9 protein-coding genes are annotated in these 15,605 nt (G+C 50.4%); 6 read left to right on the plus strand and 3 right to left on the minus strand.

Annotated features, from left to right (window positions below):
* Window positions 1-47 precede the first annotated feature (47 nt).
* Window positions 48-1,073, minus strand: coding sequence for a metalloregulator ArsR/SmtB family transcription factor (locus tag D0B88_RS05285; protein ID WP_151055674.1), 1,026 nt, complete (start codon window positions 1,071-1,073; stop codon window positions 48-50).
* A gap of 429 nt (window positions 1,074-1,502) precedes the next feature.
* Here D0B88_RS05285 and tkt point away from each other — a divergent pair, with 429 nt between their 5' ends.
* The 6 genes from tkt (at window position 1,503) to D0B88_RS05315 (ending at window position 14,108) form a co-directional block, all read left to right on the plus strand.
* Window positions 1,503-3,506: a transketolase gene (gene tkt, locus D0B88_RS05290; RefSeq protein ID WP_151055676.1), complete on the plus strand. Its 2,004-nt coding sequence runs from the start codon at window positions 1,503-1,505 to the stop codon at window positions 3,504-3,506.
* A 133-nt stretch (window positions 3,507-3,639) separates the two neighbouring features.
* Window positions 3,640-4,812 (plus strand): phosphoglycerate kinase, encoded by a 1,173-nt coding sequence (locus D0B88_RS05295; protein WP_151055678.1) that lies wholly within the window; start codon window positions 3,640-3,642, stop codon window positions 4,810-4,812.
* A gap of 389 nt (window positions 4,813-5,201) precedes the next feature.
* Window positions 5,202-8,093: a di-heme oxidoredictase family protein gene (locus D0B88_RS05300; protein WP_151055680.1), complete on the plus strand. Its 2,892-nt coding sequence runs from the start codon at window positions 5,202-5,204 to the stop codon at window positions 8,091-8,093.
* Between the two features lie 249 nt (window positions 8,094-8,342).
* A complete protein-coding gene (locus D0B88_RS05305; RefSeq protein ID WP_151055682.1) occupies window positions 8,343-9,131 on the plus strand; it encodes an amino acid ABC transporter substrate-binding protein in 789 nt (262 codons plus the stop codon).
* A 461-nt stretch (window positions 9,132-9,592) separates the two neighbouring features.
* Window positions 9,593-12,508: a TonB-dependent receptor gene (locus D0B88_RS05310; RefSeq protein ID WP_040390979.1), complete on the plus strand. Its 2,916-nt coding sequence runs from the start codon at window positions 9,593-9,595 to the stop codon at window positions 12,506-12,508.
* Between the two features lie 124 nt (window positions 12,509-12,632).
* A complete protein-coding gene (locus tag D0B88_RS05315; RefSeq protein WP_151055684.1) occupies window positions 12,633-14,108 on the plus strand; it encodes a tryptophan halogenase family protein in 1,476 nt (491 codons plus the stop codon).
* 19 nt (window positions 14,109-14,127) lie between these two features.
* On the opposite strand, the gene D0B88_RS05320 is transcribed toward D0B88_RS05315, so the two are convergent.
* Both D0B88_RS05320 and D0B88_RS05325 read right to left on the minus strand, forming a co-directional pair.
* Window positions 14,128-14,838: a DUF6445 family protein gene (locus D0B88_RS05320; RefSeq protein ID WP_151055685.1), complete on the minus strand. Its 711-nt coding sequence runs from the start codon at window positions 14,836-14,838 to the stop codon at window positions 14,128-14,130.
* A 59-nt stretch (window positions 14,839-14,897) separates the two neighbouring features.
* A complete protein-coding gene (locus D0B88_RS05325) occupies window positions 14,898-15,413 on the minus strand; it encodes a hypothetical protein (protein WP_151055687.1) in 516 nt (171 codons plus the stop codon).
* Window positions 15,414-15,605 lie beyond the last annotated feature (192 nt).

The following is a 15,605-nucleotide window of genomic DNA, read 5'->3' on the forward strand; positions in this document are numbered from 1 at the left end:
GGTGATTTCCCTTAAAGAAATTAAATCAAAAAAAATAATTAACTAAATTAAAAATTCGCTGGCTTAAAAAATTGGCGCAATTGAATTTGGAAACCGTTGCGCAAGGCAAAATACACACTCTGGCCTTCTTCGAGTTTTGCCGCTTGCGCCCAGCGCGAAAAATCCTGTGGTTCAAATCCTTGCCATAAATCGCCGCAAGCGTCGCGCGCCCAAGCTTGTTCGTGGCGACAGAGATCGCAGATCAGCAGCGCGCCGCCCGGCGCTAGCACATTGCTTAAATCCTGAAAAATATCGGCGGGCGATGGTGTGTGGTGCAATACCATATTCACCAGTATGCAATCGGCCAATACTTTGTGGTTGAGTAAGCTCTGGGTATCGCCGTGGATAAATTCGATATTGCGCAGATTCTTTTCGCTGGCAAATGCACGCGCCTTGTCGAGCATATTGGCGGCGTTATCCAGCGCAACAACTTGGTTAAATTGGTGCGCAAGTACCGAGAGAAATTCACCTTCGCCGGGGCCAACTTCCAGTGCGAGATTTTTGGCGCGCAGCACTGTGTTGTTGAGCAGTTGTGTCATCTGCTCGGCGTACACTGGATAGCTGGCAATTAAATCTTGCTGCGCGCGAAATTTATCCGCGTTCTCGCTGAAAAACGTTTGTGCGGCCTGGCTGCGCTCTTGCTGCAATTCGCGGATGGGCGCGAGCAAATGTTCGGCAATCGGCAAGGTGTCCACCGTTGCGAATAATTGTTGCTGTAAGGCGGCGAGCGGATGATCCGGCGCTAAATAGGCGCGGCGATAAAAAATCGAATTGGCCTCGCGCCGCGAACTTAATAAGCCGGCGTTATTGAGCACCTTGAGGTGATGGCTCATGCCTGACTGTTTGATCGCAAAAATCCGGCACAGCTCCAATACCCCGAACGAATCCTGGCTGAGTACACGCAATATCTCCAGGCGCAGTGGATCACCTGCGGCTTTGAGCAAATTGGCGAGGGGGCTGAGCGGCGTTTCCAATTCGACCATATCGGTCAGTACGGGCAGGCCGTCAGTGGTGTCGTGCAGGGAGTGGTTCATGGTTTGATCAATGGCTGGTAAGTGCTGTGCAGTCTAGCAGCCTGAAAAACCTATATCAAAATATTTTGATATAGGTTTTAGTCGTTTTTAGTTCGAATTGAGCAAATAAATGGCTTTTTCGATCTTTGGGGCGGTTTTTATTGATTAATTGTGTCTATGCCCTCGGTTATTCCTTTACGGGCAGCGCCTGCTGGGCGAAAATGCTCGCCCATTTTGTCAGCGGGCTTTTGTTTTCTCCCTAAAAGCGCGCTCCCAGCGACGGCGGCTGGAACCCAACGACATAAAAGCCCATCAGAGGCCTGTAAATAAGTGGCATTTGCCCATTAGTGCTTTGCAACCCCGGGGCGTTCCTGATTCGAATTCATCGGCTCGGGCAGCGGCGCCCACCTACAACAGCAATCAACTTATACGTAAGGAGCCTTGAGTTTCATGCCAACTCGCCAACATCTTGCCAATGCTATTCGTGTCCTCTCGATGGACGCCGTTCAAAAAGCTAACTCAGGCCACCCGGGCGCCCCTATGGGCATGGCGGATATCGCCGAAGTTCTCTGGAACGACTTTTTGCAACACAACCCGCAAAACCCTGAGTGGGCCGATCGCGACCGTTTTGTATTGTCCAACGGCCATGGTTCCATGCTGATTTACTCCCTGCTGCACCTGAGCGGTTACGCGGTTTCTATGGCAGACCTGCAGCAATTCCGCCAACTCCACTCCAACACCCCTGGTCATCCGGAGCGCGGCTACACTCCCGGTGTTGAAACCACCACCGGCCCCTTGGGTCAGGGTATTGCCAACGCTGTGGGTATGGCGCTGGCAGAAAAAGTACTCGCGGCGCAATTCAACCGCGACGGCCATCAAGTCGTTAATCACTTCACCTATTGCTTCCTCGGCGACGGCTGCATGATGGAAGGTGTTTCCCACGAAGCTTGCTCTTTGGCAGGTACTTTAGGTCTGGGCAAACTCATTGCCTTCTACGATGACAACGGTATTTCTATCGACGGCCATGTTGAAGGCTGGTTTACCGATGACACACCCAAGCGTTTTGAATCCTACGGCTGGCACGTAATTCCGGCGGTTGATGGCCACGATGCAGCAGCTATTAAAGCAGCCATCGAAGCGGCGCGCGCTGAAACTAGCAAGCCAACCCTCATCGTTACCAAAACCATCATCGGTTTCGGTTCACCGAACAAACAAGCCTCACACGACTGCCACGGCTCACCACTCGGTTTGGAAGAAGTCGCACTGGTGCGTAAAACCCTGAACTGGGAATACGAGCCCTTTGTGGTTCCTGCCGATGTTTACGAAGGTTGGGATGCAAAAGCCAAAGGTGCGGCGGCAGAAAAAGCCTGGGGCGAAAAACTGGCTGCTTATAAAGCTGCTTATCCAGAACTGGGCGCCGAATTTGAGCGCCGTGTGATCAAAGGCGACTTGCCAGCCGACTTCGCTGCCAAAGCTGAAGCGTTTATCGCTGAGACTCAAGCCAAAGGCGAGAAAATCGCCAGCCGTAAAGCGTCACAAAATACTATCGCGGCATTCGTTGAGTGGCTGCCAGAAATCCTCGGCGGTTCCGCTGACCTCGCGGGTTCCAACCTGACGTTGGTTAAAAAATCCAAAGGCGTAGAAGCGGGCGATGCAAGCGGTAACTACGTGTATTACGGTGTGCGCGAATTTGGTATGAGCGCGATCATGAACGGTGTATCTGCTCACGGTGGTTTTATCCCCTACGGCGCAACCTTCCTGATGTTCCAACAATACGCGGCCAACGCGGTGCGTATGTCGGCACTGATGAAACTGCGCAACGTGTTCGTTTATACCCATGACTCCATCGGTCAAGGTGAAGACGGCCCGACGCACCAGCCAATCGAAGTGCTTGGCACCTTGCGTTTGACGCCTAACCTGGACACCTGGCGCCCTGCGGACAGCACCGAGTCAGTAGTGGCTTGGAAAGCTGCAGTAGAGCGTAAAGATGGCCCTGCTGCGTTGGTATTCAGCCGTCAAAACCTGGATTTCTTTGCGCGTACCGAAGCGCAAGTCGCCAATATCGCCAAAGGCGGTTATGTATTGGTTGATTCAGTAGGCGAGCCAGATGCAATTTTGATCGCTACCGGTTCAGAAGTGGGCGTAACCGTAAAAGCAGCAGAAGCACTGAAAGCCAAAGGCCGCAATATCCGTGTGGTATCTATGCCTTCAACTTCTGTGTTTGATCAACAAGACGTGGCTTACAAAGAATCGGTATTGCCGATCAGCGTTGGCGCCCGCGTTGCAGTTGAAACTGCACATGCCGATTACTGGTACAAGTACGTCGGTTTCGATGGACGCATCATCGGCATGACCACCTTCGGTGAATCAGCCCCCGGCAACAAACTGCTCGAACACTTCGGTTTCACTGTCGATAACATAGTGAACACTGTGGAAGAGTTGTTGGAAGACTAAGCAAGTAAAAGCATACAAACACCCGGCGCGAGTCGGGTGTTTTGTTTTATCACCACCTGGTGCAAAAACAATAGGCAAACTGATTACAATGGCATTGGTTTTTATTCGGAGCCCTTTTTAAAAGGTGAAAAGCATGACAGTTAAATTAATGAAAGATCAGGATCTCGCTGGCAAACGTGTATTGATTCGTCAGGATCTGAACGTGCCATTAGAAGATGGACGTATCACCAGTGCGGTGCGTATCGACGCTTCTATTCCTACCATTCAAGCGGCGTTGGCGGCAGGAGCCAAGGTCATGGTGATGTCGCACCTCGGGCGCCCCGATGAAGGTGTGTACGATGAGTCTGCCTCGTTGGCGCCAGTGGCAAAATACCTGAGCGAGAAATTAGGTCGCGCGGTTCCGCTGGTAAAAGATTGGGTGGATGGTTTCTCTGATCAAGGTGATTTGGTGCTGTTGGAAAACGTTCGCTTCAACGTGGGCGAAGGCAAAAATTCTGATGAGCTTTCCAAAAAAATGGCGGCATTGTGCGACGTGTTTGTAATGGACGCCTTTGGTACTGCGCATCGCGCGCAAGCATCAACGCACGGTGTAGCCAAGTTTGCCCCTGTTGCCTGTGCTGGCCCATTGTTGGCAGGTGAGTTGGACGCTTTGGCTAAAGTGCTCGATAACCCGGCGCGCCCCTTGGTGGCGATTGTGGGTGGTTCAAAAGTATCAACCAAATTGAGTGTGTTGGATGCCTTGTCAAAAATTGCTGACATTCTGGTGGTGGGTGGTGGTATTTCCAACACTTTTGTTGCGGCCGCGGGCAATCAAGTGGGCAACTCGCTGTACGAAAAAGATTTGATCCCCGAAGTCCAGCGCCTGTGCAAAACCACCGAAGTGGTATTTGCGACTGATGTGCGTGTGACCAAAGAAGGCTTTAAAGAGTGGAACCACAAATCAGTGGCGACCGTTAAAAAGCCAAGTGAAATTGAAGCGGACGAAGAGATTATCGACTACGGCCCGGAAACCGCAGCACGTGTGGCCGAGATCATCAAAAACGCCAAAACCGTACTGTGGAACGGCCCTTGTGGTGTGTTTGAGTTTGATGCTTTTGCCCAGGGCACTGAAACCATTTCGCGCGCGATTGCCGAGAGCGACGCTTTCTCGGTAGCCGGTGGTGGCGATACCTTGGCTGCAATCGATAAGTGGAATCTGGCAGACAAAATCTCCTACGTATCTACCGGTGGCGGCGCATTCCTGGAGTTCGTAGAAGGAAAAGTATTGCCAGCAGTAGCGATTCTGGAAGAGCGCGCCAAGGGTTGATTGATTAACCCTGCGTAGATCGACAAAAAGCGACCTGCGGGTCGCTTTTTTTATGGGGCAGCGCCTGGTTTTTAGTCTCAAATAAGGAATTTCGTGCCGTGCGACTAGGTTCCACTTTTCGGCGTGAGTGGTATCTACACACTGGCGGTAACTCTTCCCACTTTCTTAACCTATTGAAAAATAAATAGATTTAATTTCCCCTTCCGCTAATCCTAAAAAAAATGGGTGTCATCGATTGATCCTGTGTTGACTGAGACGACAGCTAAAAATTGGCTGGTAGCATGAAAGTGTGAAAGCAGTCTCCGCGGCGAGCCCTTACCCGATTCCACGTCTGCTGACACGGTTAACAACATTCCCTGTTAATAACGAATAAGGCACTGGGGTCATTTATGAAGAATCAATCAAGCAATCGCTATCGCTTGTCCCTGGGGGGGCTGGCGCTGGTGGCATCCATTAGCTGCGTTACCGGTTTTGCACCCTCGGTATTGGCGCAAACCGTCAGTTCCAGCAGTGCGGCATCAGTTGCCAGTACTACCGGTATCACCCAGACTGCGGCCACTGCCGCGCAGTTGTATGTGAATACCACTCACTGGGCCGATGCGCATTACATCATCAATGGCGGTGGGCAATTAAACGTAGCCATGACCGCGCAGGATGGGCGAAAAGTCGTCAACCTCACCAATTTGCCGGCTGGCGCCACCATTCAATATCGCTTTACCTACTTCAATGGCAGTTTCGCGGTGGATGCGCCCTGGAGTACGTTTACGTTGGGCAGCCTCTCCTCCAGCTCGGTTGTATCCAGCTCAATCGCTCCGGTATCCAGCTCATCCGCACCTAGCTCGGTGGCGCCTTCCAGTTCAATAGCTCCGTCCAGCTCAGTTGCGCCTTCAAGTGCGAGTGTGGCATCCAGCAGTTCGGTCGCCAGTACCCTGTGCCAGATGCAACAGGCAGGCCCCACCAGTGCTACGGTAAATTTGACCAGCAGCAGTTGGGCGACCTTGCACTACGCGGTGAATGGCGGAGGTCAGCTCAATGTGAGCATGAACCAGTCCGGCGGTAACAATAGTTATGTGATTAACGGTCTGGCGGCGGGTAATCAGATCAGTTATCGCTGTACCTATTGGGATACGGCAGCAGGTTTTGCGCGTGAGACAGCACTGGCCAGTTACACCTTTGGTTCGCTCAGCTCATCTTCCCAGCCTAGTAGTACACCACCGAGTTCCAGCAGCATAGCGCCCAGCTCAAGTAGTGCACCCAGTTCCAGTGTTGCGCCAAGTTCCAGCAGTGCCCCCAGTTCAAGTCCGGTAGCTAGCAGCTCCAGCAGTGTGGCCAGCAGCGTCGCACTGGGCGACATCACTCCATTGTTTAATCAAAACACTGCGCTTGAACCCGTTATCCAATACGACCGTGGCGATGCATTAGTCACCCGCTTCAGTGACCGTGGTCGCGATCGCCACGCCAAAGAAAACCACTTCCAAGCTTATGATCACTACCTCACCTTCTATTGGGAGCAGCGCACGGCGGCCATCGAAATTGTCGATTATGTGGCCAAAGGCGGTACCAAGATTGTGATGAATGTGCGCGCTGAAGGTTTGCTGGACAATGCCCAAGCGGAGAATCGTTGGTGGTACGTGGGCCGCAATACTCTCGCCGAATATTGTGGCAATGGCGTGATGGATAGAGTCAATGTGCCAGGCGATAGCCGTTTCCACTACTACAAAGAGGACAGCTTCAACTGTCGCGAAGGCCGCGCTATTCAAATAGGCGACCAGATGGAGTTTGAGATCAGCCAGTTCCTGGATAAGGGCGGTGTATTGCGTGGGCGCGACAACTACTACGGTACCACCTACCTGTATATCGTCGGCCAAGGTTTGGTGCCTTGGGATGTCACAGATCGCAACGTGTTTTCCGGTGGTTTGTTCAAACAGCGCGATTCAATTCGCCTGCCAGTCAGCGCGCGTCTCGGTGGCGATACCACCTTGCACGTACAAATGACCGCTGAGCCCGACGGACACTTCCAGCAAATGGCAAACAACCTGGGTTATGAAAACGGTCAGCCGTTTGTACTCGGGCGCCGCGTGCATCACACCTCGTTCGTGGATGGTTCACACGATGAAAACTACGAAAACGGGGTTTTCACCGAAATGGTCGGCAAGGCCGGCACACGCTACATCAACCATCGCTGCTCGGATTGCCACGAGCGCAATGGCCGCGCTGAGGTAGCCGGTGTAGGCCAATCGCTGGATCTGTGGGTGTTTAAGGTAGGTGATGCCTTGGGCAATCCGCATCCGCTGCTGGGCAGTGTATTGCAGCCCGAAGCCAACGGCGGCGCCACTAGCGAAGGTGAAGCGGTTATCGCCTCCTGGACCGAGAGCAACGGTCTGCGTAAGCCGAACTACCAGTTCAGCGGCGTGCAGCCAGAGACCTTCTCTGCGCGTCTCGCCCCGCAATTGGTGGGCATGGGTTTGTTGGAGGCCATTCCTGAGTCCGCCATTTTGGCCAACGAGGATGTGAATGACAGTAATGGCGATGGTATCTCCGGCAAGGCTCAGCGGGTGATCGACCCCGTCACCGGCGAGACTCGTCTCGGTCGTTTTGGTTACAAAGCAGGCACCGGCAGCCTCAAACATCAAATTGCGGCGGCGTTTAATACCGATATGGGGGTGATGACCAGCGTCATGCCCAACCCGGACTGCGGTGCTAATCAAACTAACTGCGGCCCGAGCGGTGCCGAGTTGGCCAATGAGCACCTGGACAATCTCGTCAAATATGTCGCCCTGCTGGGGGTGCGCGGTCAGCGCGACTACAACAAACCCGAGGTAATTCAAGGCAAGGCGGTATTTGAAGTGATTGGTTGCCAGGGGTGCCATACCCCCAGTTTTGTCACCAGTGAGTTTGCGGCCTTTGCAGAGTTGCGCAGCCAGCTGATTCAACCCTATACCGATATGTTGTTGCACGACATGGGCCCGGAGCTGGCAGACAGCTTGGGGGAAGGTGAAGCCAGCGGTGCCGAATGGCGCACCGCCCCGCTCTGGGGCTTGGGGGTATCTGCTTGTGTGACTGGCGGTGTGACCGGTTTGCGCGGCAACGCTCCCGCTTTTGGCTTGGACGGTCAGGAGGTTTGTGTACCCAAAGAGAGCTACCTGCACGATGGCCGCGCTCGCACCATCGAGGAAGCCATTCGTTGGCATGGCGGTGAAGGTGCAAATTCCCGCGCCAACTACAACGCCCTCTCTGCCACCGACAAAGCGGCATTGCAGGCATTCCTGAAATCCCTATAACGACTCGTGCTGCGGAGGAGTTTAACTCCTCACCTTATGGGGGCTTCAGCCCCCTTTTTTCTTTTGATACGTCGTCTCATAACCGGAAAAGTACAACAGGTCCTCTACACTTACAGCATCTAGCGAGGTACCTATGCGACGGATGCACCTGGGCTTTACTGTCGGTTTCTTCTGCTTCCTGTTCAGCGGGGGGGGGGGGGCTGTGCTGCGCAGCAAGCCGCTATTGAATCCGCCACTGCCGCCCCGGTCATGGAAGTGCGCTACTTTGATCGCGGCAAAAAAGACGCGCGTCACGCCTACAAATACCAGCTTATCCATGAAGTACTGGAGGCCACTCGCGCCGAGTATGGCGATTACAAAGTAGTCCCGTTTGATGCTGAATCCAGCGCCAAGCGTCAGGCACTGCTTATTTCCGAGGGGCGGGTGCTGAATTTGACCTGGGCCTCTCCCGGCACAGTGATTGCCAACGCCGATGTGATTGCCATCCCTGTCGATATTCTCAAAGGCCTGCTGGGTTATCGCATCTGCCTCATAAATCCAGCCAATTTTCCGCCCGCTATCCGCAATTTGAGCGATATGGTGATAGGGCAGGGGTTGAATTGGTCCGACGTGGATATCTACCGCTTCAACGACATTCCGGTACGCGAGGCGCCCAGTTTTGAAGCCCTGTTCGATATGCTCGCGGTTAAGCGCTACCAATGTTTATCGCTTGGCGCCGATGAAGTGGTTTTCACCTGGCGGGAGAAAAAAGCCGACTACCCATTTTTGACCCTGGAGCCGCAGCTGCTGATTTATTACGACCACCCCATTTACTTGCAGGTCAGTAAAAAATCCCCCGAGCTGGCGCGCCGTTTGGAGTTGGGTTTGGCCAAGCTCATCCACAATGGCCGTTTTGATGCCCTGTTCGATCAGTATCACGCTGCCGATTTAAAGTTTCTGGCACTGCACCAGCGGCGGTATTTTTGTATGGTCACTCCCTACCTCCCTCTATCTGGCCAGTGCACTGAAACGCCGGTTCTGCTGCAACACCAACCCTGACATTCGCATTCTTAACCTCTATTCCAGCTCTTTGTTGAGGCTTGAGTGGGTTATTTATTGCTCGCCTCTGGCGTGTTAATTCCCCTAAATGGCGCCTGAAAAACTATTCACGCGTTCCGCTTTTGGTTTTTTGGCTTCTCACCTTTTGTTTTTAGCGTCTCACTTCTGTCTTTTTGAGTTCCATTTTTAGCCTTGGGAAGAAAATACACAGTCTGTTTTATGGTCAATTTTTCACTTAAGTCTATGAAAAATATGAAGTTGCTGTCGTCTCATTCATTGGTGCTTAAAGTGAAATGAGTCAGGTTTCATATTTTGCCAAGGTGGGACGACACCTATGGGGACAAGCGGGATTATGAAGTTGCTAGAAAACGAGTTGTGACCCAGCTTTTTGATGCGGTGTTGAGAGGCGCCGTCTGGACAGCACAACCAATCAATACCAATAAATAAAGATGGAGTTCTCCATGAGCAAAACACAAACAACGACTCAAGTGACTAGTTTCAAAAAGAAGCTGGTAGCAACGGCAGTTGCGTCGGCAATGATGGGCGTAAACGGCTTTGCCATCGCTCAGCAAGATGAAAATGTTGAAGAAGTAGTGGTTACCGGTATTCGTGGATCGCTTGTTCAATCCATGGATGTAAAGCGCAATAACGCGGGTGTGGTGGATGCGATTTCAGCGGAAGATATCGGCAAAATGCCTGATACCAACCTCGCAGAATCCCTGCAGCGTATCACGGGTGTTTCTATCGACCGTCAAAATGGCGAAGGCAGCCGTGTGACCGTTCGTGGTTTTGGCCCTGACTACAACGTGGTGACACTCAATGGTCGTCAAATGCCCGCTGCCAACCTTGAGGCTACCAATGCGTCGGCTTCGCGCTCATACGATTTTGCCAACCTGGCCGCTGAAAGCGTATCAGGTGTCGAGGTTTACAAAACGGGCCGCGCTAATCAAACCACCGGTGGTGTTGGCTCATTAATCAATATCAAAACCGCCCGCCCACTCGACGCACCCGGTATTAATGCGAGTGTTGGTGTGAAAGGGGTGATGGATGAGACTAACCGTAACGGTTCGGATCTCACACCGGAAGTTTCGGGTATTTTCAGTAATACCTTCGCTGACGATACCTTTGGTATTGCGTTGTCTGGTAGCTATCAAGAGCGCGACAGCGGTTTTAACAGCGCTGAAACAAGCAGCGGTTGGTACACCATTAAAGGTACTGCGGGCGACTGGGGCTCATTGCCTGCTGGCGATGCGTTTGTTAATCGCCCCCAGGAAAATGATGTTTACGCCGTACCGCGTAACATTCTTTACAGCATGAATGACATTCAGCGTAAGCGCACTAACGCCCAGTTGACCTTCCAGTGGGCTCCAGTGGATACGCTGAAAGCCACATTGGATTACACCTACGCAGAGCAGGAAGTTGAACAGCAACGTCAAGAGCTGTCAGCCTGGTTTAACGGTGTTCCTACCACGGGTGAATACACTCAAGGTACCAATACCGTTGGTTCAGTCGTCGGCCCAATTATTTATTCAGATGCGACAGGCGCTGATATTCAAGTGGGTGTAGCGGCATTTGGCACCAAAAACGAAAATAACTCGGTTGGTTTGAACCTGGAGTGGGATGCTACTGACAACCTTAAATTTGTTTTCGATTACCACAATTCAGATGCCGAAGCGGGTGCTTTGGATGACCGTGGTAGTAACAACATCATTGGTGTGCAGCAATTATCACGGGCAGGCGCAACCGTTGACTACAGCGGATACTTCCCGGTCACCAGCTTCCAGCATTCTGCAGGTGTGACCGATTTGGAAGCATCCCGGTTACTGGATTCGGGTTCCTCTTTCCGCAATGCAATCATGGAATCTGAAATCGAGCAGACTCAAATCAAAGGTGTTTATGCGTTTGATGACGGTCTCGTGAAGAGTATTGATTTCGGCATTGCGCTAACCGAAAACAGCAACCGCTCGGCATTCTCAAATGCCCAGCGTGATACCTGGGGTGGTGTATTTACACCGGCAGATTTTGATGACTCACTGTTTACCCAAGGTGACTTGCACTCGGAATTTTCTGCCCTCAAGGGTACCAATGCCCAGCGTACCTTTTTTAATGTGGATTTTGATGGATTTAGAGCCCGCATGGGTGAGCTGGGTGTTGACCTGGCAGCAAGCCCTGAATTCACTACCGATCGTCGCACACTGGAAGAGCAGCAAGCGGCTTATGTACAAACCAATCTGGGTTGGGAAACTGGCACCATGCCAACCAATTTAGCAGTGGGTGTGCGCTACGAATCAACGGATGTGACTTCCGATGCGCTGGTTCCGGTGTACACCTCTTTGGTGTGGTCAGGCGCGAACGAATTTAGTGCGGTGGCTGATGGCTCTGGCTTCACTACGCTAAAAGGTGAATACGATAATTGGCTGCCCAATATCGACTTTGATATCGAAGTAGTTGAAAACCTGTTGGTGCGCGCATCGGCAAGTAAAACAATTACACGCCCAAGCTACTCTGATATTCAAGGTGGCGTAACCATCAATCAGCTGGTGCGTTTTAACGGCGGTACAGGTGGTAGTGGCAACCCGGATCTCGATCCCTTTGAATCAACAAACTTTGACCTTTCTGCTGAGTTTTATTATGCAGAAGGTAGTTACGTGTCTTTTGGTTACTATCAAAAAGACGTGAAAAACTTTATCGGTCAGGACAGCTACACCTCGACCATTTTTGAGCTGGCGCACCCGGCACAAGGGCCGCGTTACCAGCAAGCGGTAGCGGCATTGGGTACCAGCGATGCAGCAGCCGTACGCGCTTATATGGAAGAGCAATATGGTTCGCCTATCGTGGGTGATGCCAGTCAAGGTGATCCATCAACTGAGTTCACTATCATCGCTCCATTCAATGCTAAAGAGGCGTCAATCGATGGCTTTGAATTTGCGGTACAGCATTTGTTTGGTGAGAGTGGCTTTGGCGGCATCGTTAACTTCACCACGGTGAATGGTGATATTGGTTACGACAACTACAATACCAATAAGGGTGAAGGTGTCGAAAACCAATTTGCACTGTTTGGCTTGAGTGATTCCGCTAACCTGGTGGGCTTCTATGACAAAGATGGTTTCCAGGTGCGTATTGCCTACAACTGGCGCGATGATTTCCTCAACTCAACCTTCGATGGCAACGGCGAGCGCAATCCGATTTACACCGAAGCCTATGGCCAAGTGGATATCAATATCAGTTACGAAATTAATGAAAACTTCTCTATTTTTGCAGAAGGTATCAATGTAACTGAAGAGGATCGTCGTTTGCATGGCCGTCATGAAAATATGGTTATTGCAGCAATTGAGCAAGGTGCACGCTACAACATTGGTGCACGTTATAAGTTCTAATAATCGCTAAGGTGATTTAAGGAGGAAACACAGCCGCTTATGCGGCTGTGTTTTTTTGTAGTGCCAATTTATTAAAAACAAATAAAAAATAATTATTTCGACTGCAACAAGAGAGGCTAGCAATATGACGGCAATAAAAAACCTGGTGATTGTTGGTGGCGGTACTGCAGGCTGGATGGCAGCAGCGGCCATTACCAAGCTATACGGGAAGATAGTCAATGTCACTCTGGTAGAGTCAGAGGAAATAGGCACTATAGGTGTTGGTGAAGCAACCATACCTACCATGGTTTTCTTTCACCAGTTATTGGGAATTAATGAGGCGGAATTTTTAAGTGCTACCCAGGGAACATTCAAGCTGGGTATTCGTTTTGAAAATTGGCGCGCACAAGGCAAGCATTATCTGCATGCATTTGGTGTAACCGGAAATGATTGTTGGGCCGCAGGCTTCCAGCATTTTTGGCGGCGCGGATTAGAATTAGGTATTGCTGGTGAATTTGGTGATTATTGTTTCGAGCGGCAAGCTGCAGAGCAATTAAGGTTTGCCCATATGCCCAATAATGGCCTCAATTATGCCTTTCATCTGGATGCCTCGCGCTACGCAAAATTTCTGCGCCAATTCAGTGAGGCGCAGGGGGCAACCCGGATAGAGGGAACCATTAAGCAGGTGACAACAGAGCCTCAAACAGGGTTTATTCAATCGGTCACACTTAATTCCGGAAAAATCATTGAAGGTGATTTTTTCTTTGATTGTAGTGGTATGCGCGGTTTGCTGATTGAACAAGCCTTGCACACAGGCTATGAAGATTGGTCGCATTGGCTTCCCTGTGATCGCGCGATTGCAGTGCAAACGGAATCTGTGCGTGAGCCTGTGCCTTATACTCGTTCTATTGCGCACTCTGCTGGCTGGCAATGGCAAATTCCATTGCGCCAACGCGTGGGAAATGGTTTGGTTTATTGCAGTAAATATCTGGCAGATGAAGATGCAAAAAAGTTATTGCTGGAAAATGTCGAAGGAAAACTATTGACCGAGCCGCGGCTGATTCAGTTTCGTACCGGGCGCCGCTTGCAGCAATGGAACAAAAATTGTCTGGCGGTGGGGTTGTCCGGTGGATTCCTTGAGCCACTCGAATCTACCAGCATTCATTTAATCCAACAAAATATTGTGCGTTTTATGCGTATGTTCCCGGCACAGGGCATAGTGCAGTCGGATATAGATGAATTTAATAAACAAGCAAAATTTGATTTGGAGCATATTCGCGATTTTATTATTTTGCATTATTGCGTGACTGAACGTGCCGATTCGCCATTCTGGAATCACTGTCGCACCATGTCACTACCGGATTCTTTGGCTCATCGGATTAAGTTGTTTAAAGAAACGGGGCGTATGTTCCGCGAAGGCAACGAGCTATTTGATGACTCATGGTTACAGGTGATGATAGGGCAGGGGTTGATGCCGAGCTCTCACAATCCATTGGTGGATACTATGTCGCGTGATGAGTTGACCGTTTTCCTTTTGAAAATAAAAGACACGATTAGTAAAAAACTAAATGGCCTACCTTTGCATGCTGAATACCTAAAAAAATATCCGCTTCCTGATTAGGTGTTAATAATTGCTTTAGCTACATAAAGGCCAGAAAAGAATTAAGCGTTAGTCTGCCGGTATGGGGGTTGGTATCAATGCTTTTTTGTAGATTGATATAAGGAGAGTGCAGCAGGCAGCTGCGATAAATCACCAGCCGATTAAAGCATGCATTTATTTCACCTGTTTTGCTGTAGCGCCTGTCGCTGTCCAACTGATAGCGAGGTTCAGGTTCGCCATGTTGTTTCACGTCATCGTCGTAAGTTTGATCGTAAGTTGCACTTCTTGCTCGGGTAATAGTTTCAAAGTGTGTAAGGTTGTGGCGATAGAAGGAAGTGCCGCCATGTTCTGGTCCACATAGATAGAGCAATATTGCAAATTGATATTCGTAAGATGAGTCACGATGTGGTGCGCGTTGAAACAAATTTAAATCATCTTCTTTATGTGTTATCAGTGAAAATAAACATTTTGTGTGCTCTATGGTGCATTGCTCAGGCAATTGATAATGTTTTTTTATAATAGGCACAACGGTGCCAAACAACTGGCGAGTGTATTCTGCTGGCGCAAGGGATTTCACCCCAGGGTATTGAGTATGGTAAGGAATAAAAAGCTGATGTGCCGCCATGTTTACCAGTAGTTTCGGGTTATTTAAAAAGTTATCGATAATAAGAATTTTTTCTTTTTCAAGGCCAACGTTCTGGATGTTAATACTAATGTTTTTGTTAATGGAAAAGTCATCTACGTTGTTCATATGATTGGCTTAAAATTATTAATGTATATGGCAGCATAGATACCATGTTTTATTAATTTTTATCTATGCTCCGTTGGGTTATTAAACGTTAAGAATAATAATTTTAAATATTGGTGCAGTGAGAAATCACTCAATGAGTATTGAATCCATTGGCTATTGGTGAGGGCAAAACCGGACAGTTCCGCCGTTTCACTGAATAAATTGCGATAGCTGTTTTCCTGTTGGTCGGCCCACTGCGGGTCGCGCACTTCATTGTCAAAATGCTGCGCCAGTGTCTGATTGAGGTTGAAATCAGGGTTTTCCTGCTGGGTTTTCAGCAGCCAATCGCTGAAGTCGTTGGCTTTGCGCAGGTGTTTTTCCATCTCCAGTTGTTGGCGTTGCTGTTGTAATTCCACCGGTGTGTTATGGGGTGTTGCGGCGGCTTGTGTTGCTTTTTTTGGAGAGTGCTGCCCAGCCAATAATTTTTTCAGGCGATTATTTTCTTGCTGTAGTTGTTCAATGGTTTTTGTCAGTGCGGCGTTGGTTCGCTGTGCGGCATAGTCAACTTGACTGCCTTGCGGCGAAATATTGTCCACATTAGTGGGGGGGTACCGTTGTGGTTGTTGGGGATGTAAGGGAATAGCCGGCGAATGCACCACCGAGTGCGGCAATAACGGTGGTTCCCACCAGTGTTTTTAGTTGCACCATTGCGTGACTCCTTGTGTGGCTCCCTGGAATTGGTTGCTCTGGGCAGGTAGCGGCGACGCTGCCAGAACGCCGCAACCTTA

The organism is Cellvibrio sp. KY-YJ-3 (genome assembly GCF_008806955.1).
Lineage (GTDB): Bacteria > Pseudomonadota > Gammaproteobacteria > Pseudomonadales > Cellvibrionaceae > Cellvibrio.